The following is a 22,701-nucleotide window of genomic DNA, read 5'->3' as shown; positions in this document are numbered from 1 at the left end:
ATGATATGAAGAACCAATTGACTGAAGAACAGATAGCCTTTTACCAAGAAAATGGTTACATCGTTATAGAAGATTTTTTAAATCCCGAGGAGCTTGAAAGCTGGCGTACAATTGTATTTGAAGCTGTAGAGCAGCGCGCAGGTCAGAAAATGCCCGGAAAGGAAGCCAAAGTTGGCGAAGATGATGGTATCAATAAGGATGCAGACTACTTTGGAAAAGTGTTTGATCAATTGTTAAACCTTTGGCAGACCAATGAACAGGTGAAGGAGCTGATGGTCGATCAGCGGATTGGAGAAATGGCAGCAAAGCTGGCCGGTGTTGACGGTATCCGTATTTGGCATGACCAAGCCCTATTTAAACGCCCATTTGCGAATCCTACTGCTTGGCATCTGGATACACCTTTTTGGTCATTTGCCGATCGAAACGCACTTTCCATATGGATTGCACTCGATGACTCCACACTGGAAAATGGTTGCATGTATTTTGTTCCGCAATCGTATAAGCAAACCGGATTTGAGAATTTGGGTATCGGAAAAAATATGGGGACAATTTTCGAACACTATCCCGAGCTTGCACGGGTAAATCCGGTGGCTACACCGCTCAAAGCCGGAAGTTGTACTTTCCATAATGGATTGACGATTCATGGGGCAGGACCTAACATGACCAACGGGTTTAGAAGAGCTATGACCTGTGCTTACATGCCTGACGGAAATGTATTCAATGGACAAGCGAATATTTTACCGGAAGATTATCGCGCAACCTTAGCGGTAGGGGATCTGTTGAATAATGACGAGCAAAATCCGTTAATCTACCATGCAGGATGGTAAAACTTGACTTTTTTTATCCACGCTGGGGAAATGGGCACGTTGCATGGGAAGATTTTCTGGATCGTGTAGTGAAGGCTGGTTATGTTGGGGTCGAATGGTTTCCTTTTGGCGAAGATACCGATCCGGAGAAGGTCGTAAAACTGTTGCAGAAGTATAAGCTCAGGTACACGATTGTGACCTGTGTTCAAAAAAAAGCGAACTCAATCAGTGCATACTTCGCCTTGTTGGAAGAACAGTTGAACTACTATGGAAAGCTCGCGGAAAAATATTTCGCTCCACTTTTTATATCCGTGCAGATGGGACGGGAATATTTCTCACCCGAGGATGTGCTTACAGGGCTACAACTTTGTACGCGTGTTGAAAAGCAATACGGGATCGAAATTTTGCAGGAAACTCACCGTAATAAATGGAGTTATGGACTGCATACCGTGGCGCCAATGGCGGAACTATATCCGCAGTTGAAACTGACCTTGGATATCTCTCACTGGTACTGTGTCTCGGAGAGTTTTCTTGAAGATCGGCAGGAGGAATTGAACCGCCTGTTGTCCCATGTAAAACATGTACATGCCCGTGTTGGACATAGTCAGGGATCCCAGGTACCTGATGTCCGAAAAAAAATCTATCGGGATATTGTCGCCACACACTGTGCTGTCTGGCAACGCTGGATAGACCTCAATAAACCCGATGCGCGGCTGACCATGACGACTGAATTTGGTCCGCCACCGTATCTCATTCCCTCAGGGAATCAAGTGCTCGATTGTGAGCGCCAATGGAAACAAAACTTATGGATGAAAAACTACCTATCAAGGCACCTTATAACCTAATTTCAGCATGATGAAGCGAAGAATATTTTTACAGCAAAGCAGTTTTTTGGGAGCCTCCTTCTTATTCGCCAAGCATTTAAAAGCATTTGACAAGGAATCAGTGGATATGGACCGCTACTATACACAGTTTCAAAATCCGTCGGCTGCGCAAAGACCTTTCGTGCGCTGGTGGTGGAATGGCAATAAAATCAATAAAAATGAACTGCTTCGCGAACTGAAGCTATTAAAGGATGCCGGAATAGGTGGAGTGGAAATCAATCCCATTTCCTTTCCGAAGCGTACCGACGATATGGGTATTCCATCATTAAAATGGTTGAGCAAAGAATGGGTAGATATGGTACAGTATACAGCCAATGAAGCAAAAAAGATGGGTATGACCACCGATCTCATCGTTGGTTCCGGCTGGCCTTTTGGTTCAGAAGATCTTCGGGAAGAAGAAACCGCTCAGGTTGTGCTGGTGCATTGTGAACCCATTGAGGGACCCACAACCTATGTTGTCCGACCCTACCATGTTTTTAATATGATAGATCCCGCTGTAACGGATAAAAACCCATTGCGCAATCCCGAGATCCTCGCCATCAAATTGGTAAAAGATCCGATGCAGTCCATCGATGATGCGGTTGATTTTGCGGCAGAAATTGGCAAAGACAAAATTGAAATTCCTGTTCCTTCGGGAAAGCATATCCTCTATTTCCTGGTGAAATTTAAGGCTTTTGCCTCCGTCATCAATGGAGCCCCGGGAGCAGCGGGCTCCATACTCAACCACATGGATAAGGACACTGTGTCTCGCTACCTCGAGCGCATGTCTACACAAATGCAACAGCAGATAGGACCATTAAAAAACTATGTTCGGGCATTGTTCACCGACAGCATGGAACTCGAAGGCTGCAATTGGTGTGATGACTTTGCTATTGAGTTTCAACGCCGTCGCGGTTATGATATTATGCCTTATTTGCCTTTCATTTTATTTAAGGTCGGGCGCTTGGGGGCTGTGGTCGACGAAAACTACGGTGCAAAGAAAGGTGCGAAACTTACCGAGATGCTAAATCGTGTACGCTTTGATTATGAATATACCAAAGCCTCTTTATTGAAGGAACGATTTACGGATACGTATGTCAACTGGTGTCGCTCGCTTGGGGTGAAATCTCGTGCCCAGGCCTATGGGAGAGGTTTTTTTCCATTGGAAAGCAGCTTGGAGTACGATATTCCGGAAGGAGAATCGTGGACAACAAATTATTTGCGCCATAAGCTGGGTGAAGAGATGCCTGACGAAGACTATCGTCGCGGCCGTGGTTATACCATGATTGATAAGTATGTCTCCTCCGCAGCACATCTGAAAGGAAAACGGCTTGTGAGCTGCGAGGAGATGACCAATACGTACCTTGTTTTTAATACGCAACTCGAATTGTTAAAGCTGGGATCGGACCAGAGTGCAATGACCGGGATTACACATTCTGTTTGGCATGGATTTAATTATTCGCCCTTAGAAGCTCCTTTTCCTGGATGGATTCAATACGGCTCTTTTTATAACGAACGCAACAACTGGTGGCCCTATTTTAACTATTTAAATAATTACAAAGCTCGCCTTTCATCACAGCTGCAACAGGGCGATTATTTCGCAGATATGGCCATTTTGCCGGCCAATTATGATCTCTGGACAGAGAACGGTGTGCAAACGGATCCCTTTCCTGAGAAATTGAATGTCCCCTATACTTCCTTACTTTGGGAAGCTATCAGCAAAAATGGTGGGAATGCAGATTATATAACGGAGATGATACTGCAGGATTGTAAGGTAGAGCAGGGAAATCTATGTTACGGCAAAAGAAAATATAGCGTGCTTTTTTTGCCCGGTATCAAACGGATGTCGCCGAAGTCAATGGCTCGCCTCCTTGAGTTTGTTAAATCCGGTGGGCGTGTTGTGGCGATTGAAACCTTACCACAGATGAGCTTGGGATTGCAAGATCAGGTAAAAAATGATGCCGAAGTGCAAGCAATACTGCGTAAGCTGCAATCCTATCCAGATCGATTTATTGCCACGCCGAAACCTGAGGACAATAACTTTATGGACTGGTACCATTTGGCCATGCAGCGGTTCAGGCTACCCCATTACTTGCATATTGATCAGCCTAACCGTTATGTGATGCAGATGCGTTCTATTCGGGATGATGGTAGTGAATGCTATTTTATCCAGAATGCACACCGGGCGAATAGTGCAAGACTAAACATCTCATTTATTGCGCCCGAAATTAGAAAGAAAACATGTTGGCTATGGGATCTGGATACGGGTAAACGTTCTCGGGTAAACCTGGATCGTGAAGACAGTTTGTTACTGGATATGGGGCCTACAGATGCTTTCCTTTTTGTATTTGACAACCATCGGGAAGGTACAGTGTGGCAGCCTTTGGCAACAACGGGAAGTCATGCCCTGGATTTGAGTACCCAATGGAAAGTAACATTAAAACATAAACAGGAAGGTACATCCCAACAACTTGTACTGCCGCGACTAATAGACTTTAAAGAGGATGAACAATTGATGTGGTTTTCAGGAACAGCGATCTATCAGCGTTCATTTAACTGGTCGGCAGCAGGACAATGCCTGTTGAATCTTGGAAAGGTAGCGGGTGTTTCTGAGGTTTTTGTCAATGACCAATCACTTGGCGTAAAATGGTATGGAAGGCGGATTTACGACCTCGCTGCCGTGTTAAAAAATGGGGAGAACCAGATCGAAGTGCGTATTACGACCACTATGGGAAATTATTTGAAAACGTTGAAGGATAATGAAAATGCGCAATATTGGGTCAATAGAAAAGGTCGGGAGCAGGAAATACAATCTATGGGCCTGATCGGTCCAGTCACTTTATATACAAGCTAAATCATGAAAATATTACCTATTTTTCTTTTCATCATCCAGGCTTTAACAGTCAGGCTGGTCGCAGCACAGGATTATCAAGCTGTAGATTTTGGTATTCGCGGTGATGGTGAAGCACTGAATACACGGTCTATCCAGGCCGCCATTGATTATATTACAGCCAAAGGTGGTGGAAAGCTCATCTTTACCCCAGGCAACTACATCACGGGATCTTTTTATCTGAAGTCCAATGTGACCTTACAACTGGATCAGGGAGCAAATCTCTTGGGCTCCAACAATCCTTTTGATTACCATAAAGATACCGTCGTCAACTGGCAGTCGATGATCTACGCGATTCGACAACAGAACATTGGTATTATCGGCAAAGGAACGATCAATGGCCGCGGTTTTCAGACGGCAATGAATGCCGTTCAAAATGTTCATAAGGGAATTGTGCAGGATGAACTTAAATTAGATCGACTGCGGGAGTGGAACCGCCCCGAAAATATTTACTTCCGGGAGTGTAAAAATGTACTGATTAAGGATATTACCTTACGTGATCCCGGTAGTTGGAATCAGACCTACGACCAATGTGAAGACCTCCATGTGGAAGGTATTTATGTAGACAGTAAGTCGTATTGGAATAATGACGGCATCGATGTGGTAGACTGTAAGAATGTAGTGATCCGGAATTGCTATTTCGATGCGGCTGATGATGCCATCTGCTTTAAGTCACACGATGCGAATGCAGTCTGTGAGAATGTGCTGGTCGAAAACTGTACGGCGCGCTCCAGTGCCAGTGCCCTAAAATTTGGGACAGTCTCCCGCGGTGGTTTCCGAAATTTTGTTGTCAGGAACCTCGTAGTCTATGATACATATCGATCAGCAATCACTTTTGCTGCCGTAGATGGTGGATTCGTCGAAAATATCCTGGTGGACGGTGTCAAAAGTATCAATACCGGTAATGTCATTTTCTTGCGTATTGGTGATCGCTGGAGCAAGGGAAAGAAACCTTTTATGAAAGATATAACGATTCGCAATGTATATGCAGAGGTACCCGCCAATAAACCCGATTTGGGATATAGTTATGAGGGACCCGTAGAAGATATGCCCCGGAATATTTCTCCGGCAAGCATCATCGGCTTACCTGATCATAAGATCGAAAATGTTACGCTGGAGAATATAGAGATCGTTTATCCCGGAGGTGGAAATCCGTTATATGCTTACCGCGGGATTGATCCTAAGTCATTGGATGGTATTCCCGAAATGGCTAATGCTTATCCAGAATTTTCACAGTTTAAAGAGTTGCCAGCTTGGGGATTATATATCCGTCATGCCAAACAGATCAATTTAAAAAATGTGACTTTCCGTATTAAAGGTGCAGATTACAGGCCTACGATTGTTGCCGATGACCTCACTGGGGGCGCCTGGGATTTTAAATCCTATTTGGATGGAGATCGGTTAAAGGACAGTTTCCATTTATATCAAACAAAAGATGTCAAAATTAATTAGACAGCGTAACATGAAGAAGTATCTATTTTTGATCGTGTTATGGGCGAGCTGCTTCAAGCTGTTTGCTCAGGACTATAATGCATCGCTTTTCGGTTGTAAGTCCGATGGTGTAACCAATAATATGGGATCTATACAATATGCCATTGATTATATTGCCAAAAAAGGCGGCGGTAAACTACATTTTTATGTCGGACGTTATCTGACGGGGACATTTAGTTTAAAATCCAATGTATCCATCGAACTGCATGAGGGCGCTGTATTGGTTGGCAGCAGCAACATATTTGATTACAGCCTTCAGGATGGCAAGAGAGCTCTCATTGTTGCAGTCGGTCAATCTAATATTCAGATTGGTGGGAAAGGCGTCATTGATGGGCAGCAGTCTTTATTGCGTAGCCAGGTCGCAGCGCTAAGACAGAAAGGAAACATTGATCTATCTGAAAAAGTGGAAGACATTAGCCTAATTTATTTGAAAGCTTCTAAAAATATCCAGATCAACGGCATAATGGAATTGAACCTGCTCGGAGCAGCACAATTTATTGATCAGTGTGCGGATGTTACCCTAAGCGCATTGGACATAAATAGTCCGGGCAGCATTGGTGTGTATGTCAGCAATTCCAAAACGGTGCGTCTGTCCAATGTTTTCTTTCAAGCCATTGGCAAGGCATTGGTTGAATCGGAGGGGAGTCAGCAGGTCATCAAAGAAAATAGCCGGTTGGCTAATGGTAAAACATTATAAATGGGATGTTTATGAAAATTAAACTTATTCTTGTCATGATCTTCCTCTATGGTGGTATACTGACATTACAGGCGAAAGAATACAATGCTTCTCTTTTTGGCATTAAATCGAACGGAACAACATTAAATACCACTTCTATACAAAGAGCAATTGATTTTATTCATGAGCAGGGTGGGGGGACGTTACGATTCTACGTTGGACGTTATCTGACGGGAACTGTCGTGCTCAAAGAGAATGTGCATATTCAACTCGAAGAAGGCGCAATCCTGGTCGGCTCAACCAATATTTATGACTATAATATCGATGTCCCGAATTGTGCTTTGATTTATGCAAAGGACGCTAAAAATATCACCATTAAAGGGAAGGGAGTTATTGATGGACAAGGGCGTGAAGTTGCTTATAATTTGCTTGCACAGATCCAGAGCGGCGTGCTCAAAGATCCCTTAGACTATGATCGCCCGCGCAATAGAAGGCCAAAGGCCATTTATATGCGCTCTTGCGAAAATGTACGTATTCATGGTGTCACCATCAAAAATTCAGCCGACTGGGTTCAGGTCTATGATCAATGTGTCAATACGGTCGTAGATAGCATCACAGTTGATAGCAAGGCTTTTTGGAACAATGATGGTATCGACATTGTCGATTGTCGTAACTTTAAGTTGCTCAACTCTTTTATCGATGCTTCAGACGATGCAATATGCCTAAAGTCGCATGATGCAACGAAGAGCTGTGAAGATGTTGAGATCCGCAACTGTACAGCACGGTCGAGTGCAAATGGTATTAAATTCGGTACTGTTTCCGCTGGCGGTTATAAACGCATTCGTATCATCAACAATAAAGTCTATGATACCTTTCGTTCGGCTTTGACGATTGCAACTCCCGATGGCGGCATAATAGAAGATATTCTTGTCGATAGTCTGACCGCATTTAACACGGGGAACCCTTTTTATTTGCGCATTGGCGCACGCTGGAATAAAGGACGCATCGGCTCCATTAATAATGTTGTGATTCAGAATGTAAAAGTTGAGGTGGCAAAAGGGAAACCAGACCGCGGTTACTCCTACGAAGGGCCTATTGAAGATAATCCGCGCAATCCATCGCCTTCGAGTATTGTAGGACTGAAAAATGCGCCCATCCGAAATGTGACCTTTAGGAATATCGAAATCAGCTACCCGGGTGGCTCGAACCCCCACTATGCCTATCGGGGGACGAGCAGAACGGATCTCGACAGTATTCCCGAAATGGAAGCATCTTATCCCGAATTTTCCCAGTTTAAAGAGCTTCCTGCCTGGGGTTTTTATATTCGACATGCAGAAAACATACATTTTGAAGGGGTCGTCCTCAAATTGAGGGAGCCGGATTATAGACCGATGTTGGTGCTGGATGATGTCAATGGATATGCACTGTCCAGGGTAAAGCAGGAGGGAGCAAAAGGAAAGAAAGAATTGGTAGCGCAGGGATCCAAAAAAGTTAAACCTTAACGGAAATACGTAACTTGTTGGCCAAGATATACCTGTTAAATTGAATGTTATGCGATTACACCTGATGCTGGCCTTAACAGGCTTGATACTCTCCCTGGGATTACGCGCCCAAAATACAGCGCAGGATTCTGTTTATGTTTATGCACATTACACAAAACAGGAAATTTATATTCCCATGCGGGATGGAAAAAAGCTCTATACAGCGATTTACACCCCCAGAGATACGGCAAAGAGTTATCCTATTATGATGATGCGGACACCCTACAGTATTGCACCTTATGGGGAACAGAATTTTCGAATTCCGATCGGTCCAAGCATGGAATTTGTGAAGGAAAAATTCATTTTCGTTTACCAGGATGTCAGGGGAAAATATAAGTCTGAAGGAGATTTTATTGCCAATCGACCCTATACAGATACGCCAGGGGCGGTCAATGAATCAACAGATACCTACGACACAATTGATTGGCTTGTGAAACAGCTGAAATCGAATGGTAACGTGGGGATATGGGGGATTTCCTCTCCCGGGATGTACGCATCGATGTCACTGATTGATTCACACCCTGCATTGCGGGCCGTATCTCCGCAGGCACCGGTAACGGATTGGTTTCTAGGGGATGATCGCCATCACAACGGGGCTTTTATGTTGATGGGGAGTTTTTCGTTTCTATCCTCGTTTGGAAAAAAACGCGATTCTATCGGCAGCAAGGGGGCAGCGGGATTTTCCAATTATGGAACAGATCAAGCGTATTCTTTTTTTCTGAAAGCAGGAGCTCTATCCAATCTCAATCAGCAGTATTTAAAGGGCGAAAGTGTCCTCTGGAACGAAATGATGTCTCATCCAAATTATGATGACTACTGGACGTCGCGAGCCTATCTTTCTCGAATCCGTGAGCTGAAACCAAAGGTACTTGTTGTTGGTGGATGGTTTGACCAAGAGGACTTATATGGACCGTTGAAAACCTATCAGGCACTACAAAAAATTGCGTCGGACCGTGTAAAACTAGTGATGGGCCCCTGGTATCATGGTTCCTGGTCTAGGGGAAGTGGCAGGCAACTGGATAGCCTGGATTTTGGTCAAAATACAGCCAGTTATTATCGGAAAAAGATTGAACTTCCTTTCTTTGTAAGCCATCTCAAAGGGCAGGGTAAAGACGGACTTGCCGCGGCTACAGTTTTTGTAACAGGCGAGAATAATTGGTCTTCACACCGGACATGGCCTGTGGAAGAGGTACGGTCACAGCCCTTATTTCTTACAGCAGATAGAAAATTGAGTTTGAAGCCAGCTCCCAAATCGGCATCTCCCTATGTCTCCTATATTTCTGATCCCAGCAAACCTGTTCCCTATACACGGGAAAAAACTGTTTTGCGCGGCTATAAATACATGTATGAAGATCAATTTTTTGCCGCGCAGCGACCAGATGTGCTTGTCTTTGAAACTGAAGTCTTAGAACAGGATGTAAAGTTGATGGGGGAATATTCAGGCGAATCTGTTTGTCAGCAGTACCGGCAGTGATGCCGATTTTGTCGTAAAACTGATCGATGTGCATCCGTACAAAAAAGGGGATAAACTTTCGGATTGTCAATGTCTGATTCGTGGGGAGGTTATGCGGGCCAAATATCGAAAAAGCTTTGCTCATCCGGAAGCGATGAAACCCAACAGGATTGAGGAAGTACGTTTCGATATGCAGGATGCTGCTCATGTATTTAAAAAAGGGCATAAGATTATGGTGCAGATACAGAGTTCCTGGTTTCCTTTGGTTGATCGAAATCCGCAGCAGTTTATGAATATTTATGAGGCTGCCGACAAAGACTTCAAGACGCAGGAACATCGGATCTATTGTCAGGGGCAATATGCTTCTTTTATTTCATTACCTATTGTTACGTCTCATGAAAATTAAGTATTGTTATTGTTTTGTTCTTTTCTTTATTTCCAGCTTTTCGCTACGGGCGCAGGTCGACTATGCGCGAAGCTGTTGTAAAGGAGCTGGCATCCAAAGCCTATGCAGGTCGTGGATATGTGTTTGATGGTGATCGAAAGGCCGCCGCTTTTATTGCGAAGGAGTTTAAGAAGAACGGATTGCTGCCTTTGAGCGATCATTATTATCAACCTTTTGTAATGCCCGCAAATGTATTTCCTAAGGATGTAAAATTACGATAGATGGCCAAAAAACTCCGTATGGGTGAACAGGTATTGATTGAAGCATCCAGTCCGTCCCTCAAAGGGAAATTTGGACTGACGGAGGTCATGATATCGTCTGATACGGATGCTTTGGATAAACTGATGCAAAATACTGCATTTCAACACAAAATTTCTAGTACTTGATGAGCGCAAGGCTTTGGAAACAATGAAGCCAGACCAATTCCGGTCTGCCTTGCTGCGCCTTGCCCAAGGGGGGCATTATCGTGGGATTCTGGTGCAAACCAAGCAAAAGCTACTTTGGCGGGGAGCTACCAGTCAGCTCAATCGACCAATTGTTTATGTGAAAAATAATGCTGCTGTAGCGCTGGAGGGGAAGCAGATCAATCTGGCAATCCATGCCCGCTTTCAGCCAGACTATACGACAAATAACGTCTGCGGTATGCTGAAGGGAACCAGTGCATCGGACTCTACGATTGTCATCACGGCGCATTATGATCATGTGGGGGCGATCGGTAGACATACTGTTTTACCGGTGCCAATGACAATGCCAGTGGTACTGCGCTCATGCTCTATTTGGCACGCTACTATCAGCAGCATCCGCCGCGCTATAACATGGTTTTCTTGGCCTTTTCGGGTGAGGAAAGCGGTTTACTAGGCTCGAGTTTCTTTGCTAAGAATCCACTTATTGACCTCAAAAAAATTAAGATCCTGCTTAATTTTGATATGGCAGGTACAGGCGATGATGGCATTCAAGTGGTGAACGGCACGATATTTAAAGAACAATTCGAACGACTAACGGCAATCAATACGGAAAAAAAATACCTACCTCAGGTAAAGGTGCGTGGACCAATGAACCGTAGCGATCACTATCCTTTTTATGAAAAAGGAGTGCCTTCATTTTTCATCTATACTCTGGGTGGCATTGATGCCTATCATGATATTTATGATCGATACGAAACGTTGCCCTTTACACGGTTTAATGAGTACGTAAGGCTCATGGTTGATTTTATTGGCACCATTTAATTGGGGACTATAATCTGTTAAATTTTTCGATATGAAGCATCTTAGAAGAGCGTTGACCTTAGCACGGAAGATTTTCTGGTATAGTTTGTTTTACTTCATTCCATTTTATAGCTTCGGCCAACTGCAATTGGTTGTTTCACCTGACGGAAGTGAACATGGAGACGGTTCACTAGCGCATCCCTTGGCGTCGGTCGCTCAAGCGCTAACGTTGTTGCGCACACAGCGGGGGGAGAAGCCGGAGCGTACAGCCTTCGTGCTTCTCCGTGGAGGAACTTATTTCTTTGATTCGGGGATTTCGTTGGATGAAAGAGACAGCCATACCATCATTCAGGCTTATGGCAATGAAAGGGTTATTTTTAAAGGCTCCATTCCGCTGTCGACAACAGGTTTGTTCCGTACACGCGAGAACGGATCGATCAATTTCTATCAACTGAATTTGCTGGAACATGGTGTCAAGGACTTGGGACAGTTGCGCCAGGTTGGTTTTTCCAGAGCCAGTGGCAATGCTCCGGGCGAATTATTTGTGGACGGCATAGCTTTTCATCTGGCGCGTTGGCCCAATCAGGGAATGGTGCCTATGGGGAAAGTGATTGATACAGGTTCCATTCCACGGAATCGGGATTCGAGTAATCGGGGCGGTGTTTTTCAGTATAAAGAATCACGTATCGATGCCTGGGCAAAGGAAGATGACCCTTGGATTGCGGGTTATTTCAAATGGGGCTATGCCGATGATATGGTACGTGTCAAGACCATTGATCAAAACAAAAAAACAATAACAACAAAGGAACCCACATTGTACGGCTTTGACTATAAGAAAAAATACAGGCAATGGCGGGGTATAAATCTATTGGTGGAATTGGACACTGTAGGTGAATTTTATCTCGATAGAAAACATGGCGTACTGTCATTTGCTGTTGATAAGCCCATAAAGACATTGAGCTATTCTGTCTTGGAAGAACCATTTTTTAGTCTGATCGGTACGCAGCATACACAGATTAGGGGTATTGAGTTTGAAGAATCCAGAGGAATGGGGGTTTACCTGCGGGATACCTATGCCGTCGAGATTGATGCGTGTAGGTTTAGCAATTTGGGTAGCCTGGGCGTTGCTGTTGGGTATGGAATAAAACCTTTTGAGCGTTTGCAGCACGAAGGTACGGGAGAAGCGCTTGACAACAGTATTGGAGATCTACATCAGCACCTGTATAGTCATCCGACATTTGATCAGAAAGGAGGTGAACAGAATGTCATTCGCCATTGTCATTTTTCACATCTAGGAGCCGGCGGGGTTTCGTTGTCGGGTGGAGACCGTAGCAAATTGACGAAAGGGAATAATCGAATTGAGGACTGTATCTTTTTTGATCTGAACCGTTTGGAGCGGTCCTATCGACCGGCGATAGCACTTTATGGCGTGGGCAATACCGTCAAAAATTGTGAGATATCAGATTTGCCGAGTATGGCTATTCTCATTCATGGCAATGAGCATAAAATCGAATATAATTACATTCACAAGGTTGCACAGGAAGTTGATGATCAGGGAGCGATTTATATCGGACGGGATCCTTCAGAGCGGCACAATCTGATACAATATAATCTACTTGCAAATATTCCGAAAACATTAAGGACTTCTGGCATATATCACGATGATGCATCAAGTGGTACCAAAGTATTCGGTAATATTTTCGTCAATGCCGGTGAGCGATCGGTATTTATTGGCGGGGGCTCAGATAATTGGTATGTGAATAACCTATTTGTAAGTGCCGGAAGATGGGCGGTACGTGTGGACAATCGGTTGGAAAACTGGCTTAAAAACCTGAATGTGTACGGATCGGGGCACTTGTTCTATGACCGTTTGGTGGGTGTCAATTATCTGATAAGCCCTTATCGCGAAGCCTATCCCGAATTAGCATTGCAGTTTAGCCGAAATGGAAAACCTACAGGAAATGTATTTCAGGATAATCGGTTTTACAATTGTAAGCACATTCTAAAAGGTAAAAGAAAATGGCTTGCCTGGGATCAAAGTAACAAGGAAGGTTTTCTGCTGGATTTCCGTCGGGATTTTCAGACAATGAATTTAAAGGATCTCAAAGTTGTTCTAGGGACGAAAGCCCTAGAACAACAGATTCCGATAGACAACATTGGCCCTCAATAATAGATCTATTTTTCCGTTTGCTGTTTTATCCAGTTGAACCATTCGGTTTTTTGATCCGGATGGGTCCAATGTCCTGTTTCCTTGTAGATATGCAATGTTTTGGGTGCGGTGATGCCATTGTAGCTAGCGTACATCGAAGTAGGAGAGCAAATCACATCGTTGAATCCCCAGGAATAGAATCCCGGTACTGTAATGCGTTTGGCAAAGTTGACCACATCGTAATACGATAACGTTGTTTCGATATCACGGATGCCTTTTAAGGCACTGTAATTTGCTGGAGCAAAATAGTGGGGCCATCCACCAGCACGTTGATGCAGGTAGCCCGTCACGTCCGACAGCGCAGGATAGAGTGCCGCAACTGCGGTCACACGTTTATCCAATGCTGTGGTTGCGATACTCAGCGCACCGCCCTGACTACCACCCATAACAACGAGGTTTTTTCCATCCCATTCAGGTAGTGAAGTGAGGTAGTCGTTGGCTCGCAGACAACCTAAGTAGACACGCTTATAATAAAACTGATCTTTATCCTGCAGATTATAGTTATAATATGCCTTCAAAGCACCTGCAGCTAGGTCTTTGTAGATCGCGGAGTCTAGGTCAACCGGAATGCCATGTATGCCAATGCTTAAGACTATCATTCCTTTGGCGGCCAATTCAATCTCAGGGCCATAAGGGCGAACGCCAGCACCGGGCACACGCAATACAGCTGGATATTTTCCCGGATCTGAAGGCATGCTTAAAATACCATATATTTTGCTATTTCCAACGTTGTTAAATGATACACGATAGACGTCGACCTCTACAGTACTTTTGTCAGGAAGCAAAGTTTTGCTGGCCTCGATGGGAACAGCCTGAAGTACTTTGATCGCCTTATCCCAGAACGAATTAAAATCCACCGGATTTTGTTGTGTAGCAATGATTTTTTCGGGTGAAAATCCGATTGTGCATAGCTTTTTGGTCTGCTTTCCGTTTTTAGTCACAATAACAGTACAACGCAGAAAGCCTGGTTTCTTCAACGTGAAAGGAGCACTTTTAAAATGCCCCTGAAAGGACGGTATCTGTGCACTGACAAAAGGCCTGACCATTTCAGGACCTATTTCGTAATACACACTATCGCTATGGAAAGCTTGCCCCCCTGCATTGACCTGAATATCAAAACTAACTTGATCGCCGGGTTTTGCGAGCCAGTTGTCGTACGCTGTATTAATCTGTATGTCTAATTTTTCGGTTTGCCCTTTACTGTTTATGGCACAGAACAGAAGCAAGGTTAAGAAAAGAAATTTGTTGATTTTTTGCATAGTAGTAGGATGAATCTAAATGGATTATTTCCCTGCTTCAATGAGCAGCAGCAATCCGAGAATAAATAAGCAAAACATAAATCCGAGCCACAGCATGGTCTGTTTGCTGGCGCCTTTGAATTCGCGCCAGATAAACACACCCCATAAGGCCGCAACCAAAGTTGCACCCTGACCTAATCCATAGGATATTGCTGGCCCGGCTTTACCCGCAGCAATTAGATTAAGGGAATTGCCTATTCCCCAAATGATACCGCCGAGAATACCGACAAGGTGTACACTGAAATTACCTTTAAAATAATCGCTATAACGAAGAGGTGGTCCCGCTAGTGGCCTTTTCATGAGTAAGGTGTTGAAAATAAAATTGCTCAATAAGATACCGCATGAAAAGATAAATACTGCCGTATAGGGCGTCATTTTTCCGATTGCTGGCGACTCAAAATTATTCAGGTCCATGGCGGATGCTATAAATCGATAAAATAACGACATCAACAGCCCTGCGAGCACGCTAAGAAAAATTCCTTTCGAGGAAAGTTTCTGCTGATTTTTCATCATTCTTTTATAGGCAAAAGCATTGATAACAATGGCTACCGCGATACAGGCTACTCCAGCAAATAGGAGGGATGGATTACCTTGCATTGCTGCAATATAGTTGATAAGGACTCCTAAAATCAATGCCGTACCGATACCAACCGGAAATGCAACAGCCATACCTGCCAGGGAGATCGCCGATGAAAGTAGGATATTGGCAGCATTGAATATAATCCCACCAAGTAAGGCATTGCAAATATTGCTGCCCTCTGCTTGTTGCAGGTCGGCGACAAACGGTCTGCCGAGCTCGCCATGACTGCCTAGTGTAAAGGCAAACAGTAAAGAAAGGAGAAAAATGCCGAGCACATAATCCCAGTAGAAAAGTTCATAGCGCCAGCTTTTGTTGGCTAGTTTTTGGGTATTTGCCCAAGAACCCCAGCAGATCATCGTAATGATGCAGAAGATGATGGATTGGGTATAGCTTGTTACAATAAACATGTCTTCTTGTTGAGTCTGTTGATATTTGAGAAAGGGTACCATTATCGACTTATAGCAGGAACCCAGAGTGTCGAAAAACCTCCAGTTTGACTGGCATCGGCATAAGGCACAAATACCAGCGACTGCTGCCCATTGTCGGCGGTTTTGATCTCGGTGGCATAAGCCAATGTTCCAACCCAGCCTTTCGGTAGCTTGTCCTGTGCATCGGTCAGTTTGATATTGTCTTGAAGCGGATAAACAAATTTTGTTTTATCCAGCTGGAGCTGCGGATTCAGTGATTGATCCAGGGCAAAGATCTGCGGTCCCCTTTTTAATGTAAAGCTATTGGGATAAGTTTTCCCACCATTGATAATTTCTGTTTCTATATCAAAAGAAACGACGATTTTATCCTTGTCTTTCCATTGGCGCTCGATTTTTAGAAAATGATCGGGACCAGATTTATAGCTTTTGCCATTGACTGTTGCGGTATAGTTTTTAGCCCATTCCGGAACGCGCAATTGAAGTGGAAATTGTGCTGAGCCTGGAATATGAACTTGTACAGTCGCGGTTCCCTTTCTTGGAAATTCACTTGTTAGGGTAAGTTCCAACGGTATAGTCTTTTGGGATGAAGTCTTGATATTCTCTTTGATCTGTGCCGGTTCATATAGCAATAATGTCGGGATATTGTTGAGCATACCAAAATTCAAGTAGGGAATAAGTGCTATTCCTCGTGGAACGCTGCTCAGGCAGCAGGTGATATTACAGCGGTAGGGTTTTTCGCCAATAAGAGGCGTATAGTAACTTACACAGCCAGTCTGCGGATTTTCGGCACCGAGTAGGTGGTTGTAGATCGTTTTTTCAATTTCATTATAATATTTTAGATCGCCAGTAATTGAAAAAAGCTGTGTATTGAATTGAAGCCAAGTCGTGGTGACACAGCCTTCCCCCATGTGGGCCGAGGTGTCGGCTAGGAGGTAATGGTTGTCCTGAAATCGCTCATGATCACTGGATGTACCTGTTGCAAATAATCTGTTGGCGCTGATATCATCGAAGGTGTAATTGATGACCTGAAGTAATTGACTATCCCCAGTCAGACGGTACATCTTGACCAGTCCGACGATATTTGAAAGCATCTCATAGGCTTTGGCATTAGCTACTTTATCGACGCGTTTATGCTTTAAAATGGAGTTAACAATAGCTGGACCACCTTCAAAGTCATATGCGCGAATGATGTAACGGCAAAATTCAAGGTATTTTTTGTCGCCAGTCCATCGGTATAGATCTAGCATCGGGTCAATGACGGAAGTTGCGGCCATGCCGACATGCGATCCTGATTTCAGAATATTTTTTTTTCCGGGGGTATCGCCGAAAGTGCTGCAAATGAGGTCGCCAATTTGTACAGCTGCTTTCAATGCCTTGGTATCTCCAACGGCGCCATAGTAAGCAAGCAATCCAAAGAGATCATATTTATGCACCCAGACATCCCAGGAGGTCCAACGGTTTTCAGCTAGGTAAGTGCCCAGATATCCATCTGTATCCTGTGTTTCGACCAGGCGATGAAACATGCGATCCATCTGTTGTTTCAATCGAGGATCTTTGGTGACAAGCCAGGTGTTTGCTGCGGCCTCAAGATATTTTCCAATATGCTCACCGATCCATCGTTGTTTTCCTGGACGGTTTTCAAAACCGGCTAATAAACCTTCTTCATCTACCTGAAGCAGTCTTTTTTCGAGATTAAGCTGATAGCGATTACCCAAATAGCCGCTGAGCAGATCTATTTGAGGGATTTCAAGGTCGTAGCGAGAGGGCACAACATAGTCGACTTTTGGATTGGCCGCTGCGGTAATCAGCTGTGCTTTGGAATGCTGAATCGAGGTAAACAGCAGCAATGCTGTAGCTGCTAAAATAAGACGAAGAGACATGATTATGTAAATGAGGTTAATAATTGATTTTCAGGTTATAAGATGCTGTATTCTTGCCAAAAAGGAATGGACGTCTGCGCTCCCATGCGGGTAACAGAGATTGCTGCAGCTTTGGAAGCTAGTTTGACTGCATCGACGATCGGCATTTCCTTGGCAACACAGGCGGCAAGGACGCCACAGAACGTATCTCCTGCTCCGGTACTGTCCACTGCATTGACTTCTTCCGCTGGAATCTGAATATAGTTATCCTTTTCCTTGAGCAGTGAACCTTTAGCGCCTAGGGTTATGATGATTATACCCGGGCACTTTTGATACAGGTAGTCTGCCGCTAGGGCGGCCTCTTCCCAGTTTTCAATCGTCATGCCGGTATAAAATTGTGTTTCGGATGTATTAAGTATGAGGATATCGACTTGTTGGAGTAGTTGATCTGTCAGGGCCTGTGCAGGAGCTGTGTTGAGTATAATTTTGGTATCATGCTGCACGGCAATGTCAATGGCCTGTTCGATGGTTTCTATTGGAATTTCAAGCTGCATAAGCAGTACATTGCCAGAGATGATTGTATTCTTAACCGATTGAAGTTCCTTGGGTGTAAGTGTCGCATTGGCTCCTGGTGCGACGAGGATGCAATTTTCACCTTTCGCATCCACGGAGATGAGGGCTATGCCAGAAGGATTTTCTTCATCCCGGAAGATCATGTCAACCAGAATGCCTTCTTGCTGGTAATGCGCAATAGCCTGTTGACCGAAGATATCTGTGCCGACTTTAGCGATAAAAGCGACTGCGCTACGGGACCGCGCCGCCGCAACCGCCTGATTGGCTCCCTTGCCACCGGGGACCATGAAAAATTGACCACCTAAAATAGTTTCTCCGGGTGCAGGGAGATGTGCTGCTTTGACCACCATATCCGTGTTTGAACTGCCTAAAACGACAATATTTGCGCTGCTCATAATAATTAGGTTTATACGCTGTTACTTAATTGATAACCAAAAGTACAGATTTCGTATTTCAGTTAATTATAACGGCTATTTTTTTCGTACAGGTAAGGGCAGGATAGTTAACGCAACATCTTTCCTATTTTTTGATTTATATAAAGTATCTTAGTATATATTCTCCGAGAGGGGATAAGACCAGTTGTAACTTATAAAGTTTTTAGCGTATTTATCATGTAGATGTTCAAGCTATGAATATGACCAATGCAATAGCTCAATTTTTAAAAAATACTTGAAATAAGTGACTTTTCTGCTACGCCCAAGTATCTCCAGTTAGCAAATACGATTGTTGATGCCGTTAAAAATGAAATTTTATCGAAAGATGATATGTTGCCTTCGATTAACGAGCTGAGCGGTTATCTCGATATTTCACGCGACACGGTGGAGAAAGCATACCGTTATCTAAAAAAACAGGAAATTATTGCATCTAACCCGGGCAAAGGATATTATATCAATAAAATAGATGTACAGTCCAAGGTAAAGATCGCGCTCTTTTTAAATAAGCTCAGCACACATAAAAAAATTGTCTATGACTCCTTTGCGCGTGAGCTGGGTGACTATGCCAATTTGGATTTATTTGTTTATAACTCGGATCTTTCCTATCTGAATACGTTGCTTGGAAGTTTGACCAAGACGTATGATCATTACGTGCTATTTCCACATTTCAAAGAAGGACGGGATAAAGCTCCGGATATCATCCGAAAAATTCCTGCAGAAAAACTCATGTTATTGGGTCGCTTTATTGAGGATGTACCGGGCGAATTTCCTGCTGTTTATGAAAATTATGAGCAGGATATTTATAGTGCCCTGGAGGAGGCTAACGAGTCATTAAGTAAATATCAGATGCTCAAATTGGTGTTTCCAGATCATAGCGATTTTCCAAAAGCTATTATTAAAGGATTTTATAAATTCTGTCAGCAATATGCTTTTGATCACGAATTGGTCGCCGACCTCCATCGTGAAAAAGTTGTAAAGGAGACTTGCTACATCAATATTATTGAAGATGATCTTGTCAAGTTATTGAATAAGATTATACAGAAAAAATTGGTCATCGGGATGGATGTTGGGGTTATATCCTATAATGAAACACCATTGAAAAAATTTATATTGAATGGTATTACGACGATATCGACCGATTTTGAAATGATGGGGCGATTGGCTGCCGAATTGATCAGAAGTAAATCAAAGGAACGTGTTGAAGTCCCATTCTATTTAAAACTTAGGCCTTCTGTATAGACCAAAAAAAACAGACTAATCGTGCTGATTAGCCTGTTTTTTTGATAAATATTTCCTAGCTCTTTTCGTATTATGATGCAATAATCAAAGAAGCAGCTAGTTGATTTTTATTTCTTTAAGGTCTTCACAGGAAATAGATCAATAACACCTTTTGCAACCTTGCTGATGTTATTAATTGCTTTTTCTGGATTGTCAACATCGCCAGAACCACGTGCCTGCCAGATCACTGCGTTTGTTTTACGATCGATGGCTTCGATAATCAAATGACCATAACGATAGCGTTCTTTTGCAACTGGGTAATAACCGCCACCATAGTAATATGGTGAAAACCATGGACGGTACCAACCCCAGGGGCCACCCCATCCGTAATAACCGCCGCCGCCATAGATCAAACGGCTTTTATTGTTGACAATGGTAATATACCGAAATAGTAAATCAGGATTATCTTTAGAATATTGTAGGCCCTTTGCCTCCAGCGCAGTATTCGCGGCATCCAGGATATTAGCTTTGGCGATATCGTTGTCAAAATAAGACTTCGAAAGCGAGTCTACCGGAGGTAACCAAGCATACGTCTTGAAAGGAGTAAAATCCATCTTTTCTACCCGAGTGGTATTGTATTGATAAGACGAACATGATGCGAGTGCAACGCAAAGCACCAAAAATAATAGAATCTTTTTCATCGTAGTAATTTATTTATCAACTGTGATGAATCTACCATGAGTATTCTGTTGCTGCATTGGACAACCACACTCATGATGGTTCATGGCCTATATGGAACTTATATTTATTTAACTAATTTGTTCTTATTCTTTATCCGCATACCTTTCAATTGTAAAAAATAGTACAGTTGACGGTCTTCATGGCAATTGTTTTTTAATCGTCCGGGATGCTGCCATCCTTTTTGATTTTACAATCTATTACTTTAGACAAAAAACTATAAATATGGTTTAATCCGAATTGTAAAATTAATAAGGATATTTTGCCACCAACGGAATCTGCCTTCCTGGACCAAAAGCTTTTGGACTAACACGCAGGATAGGCGGAGCTTGAAAACGCTTGAATTCCGCATTATTAACCAATTTACATACCCTTTCTACTAACGATTTTTCAAAGCCCATTGCTACAACCTCAGATCCTGCTTTCTCATTTTCGATGAGTTCAAAGAGGATTTGATCCAATAGATCGTATTCCGGCAGCGAGTCCAAATCTTTTTGATCTGGCCGAAGTTCCGCAGAAGGCGCTTTTTCAATGGTATTGACTGGAATGATCTCCCTTTCTCGATTGATATAGCGCGCTAAATCATAGGCTTTGGATTTGTAAACATCACCGATTACAGAGATGGAACCTGCCATATCACCATAGAGTGTACCATATCCTACAGCAGCCTCACTTTTGTTGGATGTATTGAGTAAAATATTGCCGAATTTATTGGAAGCGGCCATCAGAATTACCGCACGTGCGCGCGCTTGAATATTCTCTTCAGTCGTATCTGGCTGCAGCCCTTCAAAAAGAGGAGCTAAACTATGTTCGAAGGCATTGGCAATATCTTTGATCGGAACGATATAATGTTTGCAACCGGTATTGTTGACGAGATCCATCGCATCTTTTATCGAATGGTCGGAAGAGTAGACCGATGGCATCAGTATGGCTAATACATTATCGGCACCCAGAGCCTCGCAGGCCAAAGCAGCAACTAAGGCCGAATCTAGCCCACCGGACAAACCTAAAACCGCCTTCTTGAAACCAGATTTTTGAAAATAATCACGTAGCCCAAGGATCAATGCATCATGTATAAGAGCCATCTCAGCTATAGACTCTTTCGAAGATGCTGTGGTGGAGGTTATATTTTGTTGATGGTAGGTGACAAATTGAAGATCTTCTTCAAAGCTTTTTAGCTCAGCAATTTTTGTTCCTTCATTATTCAGGGCGATTGAACGGCCGTCAAAGATAATATCCATGTGAGCACCAATTTGATTGACATAAATGAGCGGTCTGCCAGATTTTTTTAGCTGTTGGCTGAGTACCTTGATCCGTTCATCAAAATGGGTATAGGAAAAAGGGGATGCCGCAATGTTGATGAGGAGGTCTGGATTTTCTTTTCTCAACTCTGCCATGGGGTCTCCAACGTAAGAATTGCCCCCTTCGTCATCATCCCACAAATCTTCACATATGGTTAAGGCGATTTTTACGCCGTTCAACTCGATACAATCAAAACGTCTGCTGGGTTCAAAATAACGATATTCATCAAATACATCATAATCGGGCAAAAGGCCTTTTTTAACAATGTTTCGGACTGCCCCATGCTCAATAAATACAGCAGTATTATAAAGCTCTTTACCCTCAGGATCACTGTTTTTGACTGGTGCCCCAATGATACAGGCGATATCCTGACAATGGGCTGCGATTTGATGAATAGCTTCATCGCATTGACGTTTAAAGGCCTTACTTCGCAAAAGATCCTTGGCAGGGTAACCACCAATTGCAAGTTCGGCAAAAATAATAAGATCGGCCGTTGCTTCTTTGGCCTGTTGGATCGCGTTAATTATTTTTTTAGTATTTGCTTCAAAATTACCGATATGGTAATTCAATTGTGCTAAAGCTATTTTCATATGCTATTAATCGTCTAACTAAATAGGATACCAATTGATGTTGGATCTTCTCACAAATTTATTTCTTTTTTTTGATACTCTGTCCGTCCTTATGCGAATAAA

The 22,701-nt window shown here is 43.3% G+C and carries 18 protein-coding genes and 1 pseudogene; 13 read left to right on the top strand and 6 right to left on the bottom strand.

The features are described from left to right. Positions 1-5 precede the first annotated feature (5 nt). The 12 genes and pseudogenes from DTA23_RS12610 (at position 6) to DTA23_RS12565 (ending at position 13,540) form a co-directional block, all read left to right on the top strand. Positions 6-827 carry a phytanoyl-CoA dioxygenase family protein gene (locus tag DTA23_RS12610; protein ID WP_112374955.1) on the top strand — a complete coding sequence of 274 codons (822 nt, stop codon included), beginning with the start codon at positions 6-8 and terminating at the stop codon, positions 825-827. After that, entirely contained in the window at positions 821-1,651 is an 831-nt protein-coding gene (locus DTA23_RS12605) for a sugar phosphate isomerase/epimerase family protein (RefSeq protein ID WP_112374954.1), read from the top strand. The genes DTA23_RS12610 and DTA23_RS12605 overlap by 7 nt, the downstream gene beginning before the upstream one ends. A gap of 7 nt (positions 1,652-1,658) precedes the next feature. Continuing rightward, positions 1,659-4,523: a glycosyl hydrolase gene (locus DTA23_RS12600; RefSeq protein WP_239468761.1), complete on the top strand. Its 2,865-nt coding sequence runs from the start codon at positions 1,659-1,661 to the stop codon at positions 4,521-4,523. 3 nt (positions 4,524-4,526) lie between these two features. Continuing rightward, a complete protein-coding gene (locus tag DTA23_RS12595) occupies positions 4,527-6,011 on the top strand; it encodes a glycoside hydrolase family 28 protein (RefSeq protein WP_112374952.1) in 1,485 nt (494 codons plus the stop codon). Between the two features lie 10 nt (positions 6,012-6,021). Continuing rightward, positions 6,022-6,747: a glycosyl hydrolase family 28 protein gene (locus tag DTA23_RS12590; protein ID WP_172462408.1), complete on the top strand. Its 726-nt coding sequence runs from the start codon at positions 6,022-6,024 to the stop codon at positions 6,745-6,747. Between the two features lie 11 nt (positions 6,748-6,758). Continuing rightward, positions 6,759-8,228 carry a glycoside hydrolase family 28 protein gene (locus DTA23_RS12585; protein ID WP_112375436.1) on the top strand — a complete coding sequence of 490 codons (1,470 nt, stop codon included), beginning with the start codon at positions 6,759-6,761 and terminating at the stop codon, positions 8,226-8,228. A gap of 49 nt (positions 8,229-8,277) precedes the next feature. After that, positions 8,278-9,741, top strand: a complete 1,464-nt coding sequence (locus tag DTA23_RS12580) for a CocE/NonD family hydrolase (RefSeq protein WP_256603625.1) — start codon at positions 8,278-8,280, stop codon at positions 9,739-9,741. Beyond that, a complete protein-coding gene (locus DTA23_RS29120; protein ID WP_370445110.1) occupies positions 9,704-10,126 on the top strand; it encodes a CocE/NonD family hydrolase in 423 nt (140 codons plus the stop codon). Before DTA23_RS12580 ends, DTA23_RS29120 begins: the two co-directional genes overlap by 38 nt. 62 nt (positions 10,127-10,188) lie before the next feature. Continuing rightward, complete coding sequence (locus DTA23_RS12575) at positions 10,189-10,386, top strand: hypothetical protein (RefSeq protein WP_112374950.1); 198 nt, start codon at positions 10,189-10,191, stop codon at positions 10,384-10,386. After that, positions 10,387-10,551, top strand: coding sequence for a hypothetical protein (locus DTA23_RS27140; protein ID WP_172462407.1), 165 nt, complete (start codon positions 10,387-10,389; stop codon positions 10,549-10,551). Positions 10,552-10,911: 360 nt separating this feature from the next. Next, positions 10,912-11,391, top strand: a pseudogene (locus DTA23_RS12570) (M28 family metallopeptidase); the annotation flags it as partial. Positions 11,392-11,422: 31 nt separating this feature from the next. After that, complete coding sequence (locus DTA23_RS12565) at positions 11,423-13,540, top strand: right-handed parallel beta-helix repeat-containing protein (protein ID WP_112374948.1); 2,118 nt, start codon at positions 11,423-11,425, stop codon at positions 13,538-13,540. A 5-nt stretch (positions 13,541-13,545) separates the two neighbouring features. Here DTA23_RS12565 and DTA23_RS12560 read toward each other — a convergent pair whose 3' ends face one another. Genes DTA23_RS12560 through rbsK form a run of 4 tightly spaced genes read right to left on the bottom strand, consistent with a single transcriptional unit; the run spans position 13,546 to position 18,712 of the window. After that, complete coding sequence (locus DTA23_RS12560) at positions 13,546-14,838, bottom strand: acetylxylan esterase (RefSeq protein ID WP_112374947.1); 1,293 nt, start codon at positions 14,836-14,838, stop codon at positions 13,546-13,548. A gap of 24 nt (positions 14,839-14,862) precedes the next feature. After that, positions 14,863-15,864 (bottom strand): GRP family sugar transporter, encoded by a 1,002-nt coding sequence (locus DTA23_RS12555; RefSeq protein ID WP_112375435.1) that lies wholly within the window; start codon positions 15,862-15,864, stop codon positions 14,863-14,865. 41 nt (positions 15,865-15,905) lie between these two features. Next, positions 15,906-17,765: a beta-L-arabinofuranosidase domain-containing protein gene (locus DTA23_RS12550; protein ID WP_112374946.1), complete on the bottom strand. Its 1,860-nt coding sequence runs from the start codon at positions 17,763-17,765 to the stop codon at positions 15,906-15,908. 35 nt (positions 17,766-17,800) lie between these two features. Next, positions 17,801-18,712: a ribokinase gene (rbsK, locus tag DTA23_RS12545; protein ID WP_112374945.1), complete on the bottom strand. Its 912-nt coding sequence runs from the start codon at positions 18,710-18,712 to the stop codon at positions 17,801-17,803. A 270-nt stretch (positions 18,713-18,982) separates the two neighbouring features. Between rbsK and DTA23_RS12540 the strand changes: the two genes are divergently transcribed. Then, the gene (locus DTA23_RS12540; RefSeq protein ID WP_112374944.1) at positions 18,983-19,990 is read left to right on the top strand and encodes a GntR family transcriptional regulator; all 1,008 of its coding nucleotides are present in this window, start codon (positions 18,983-18,985) and stop codon (positions 19,988-19,990) included. 107 nt (positions 19,991-20,097) lie between these two features. On the opposite strand, the gene DTA23_RS12535 is transcribed toward DTA23_RS12540, so the two are convergent. Together DTA23_RS12535 and DTA23_RS12530 are read right to left on the bottom strand one after the other, a co-directional pair. After that, positions 20,098-20,670 (bottom strand): DUF4136 domain-containing protein, encoded by a 573-nt coding sequence (locus tag DTA23_RS12535; protein WP_112374943.1) that lies wholly within the window; start codon positions 20,668-20,670, stop codon positions 20,098-20,100. A gap of 285 nt (positions 20,671-20,955) precedes the next feature. Then, positions 20,956-22,599 (bottom strand): NAD+ synthase, encoded by a 1,644-nt coding sequence (locus tag DTA23_RS12530; RefSeq protein WP_112374942.1) that lies wholly within the window; start codon positions 22,597-22,599, stop codon positions 20,956-20,958. Between the last annotated feature and the right edge of the window lie 102 nt (positions 22,600-22,701).

Origin of the sequence: Sphingobacterium multivorum, assembly GCF_900457465.1 — a bacterium.
Lineage (GTDB): Bacteria > Bacteroidota > Bacteroidia > Sphingobacteriales > Sphingobacteriaceae > Sphingobacterium > Sphingobacterium multivorum.
Note: the sequence above shows the minus strand (reverse complement) of the source record. Positions and strands in the feature narration are given on the sequence as shown.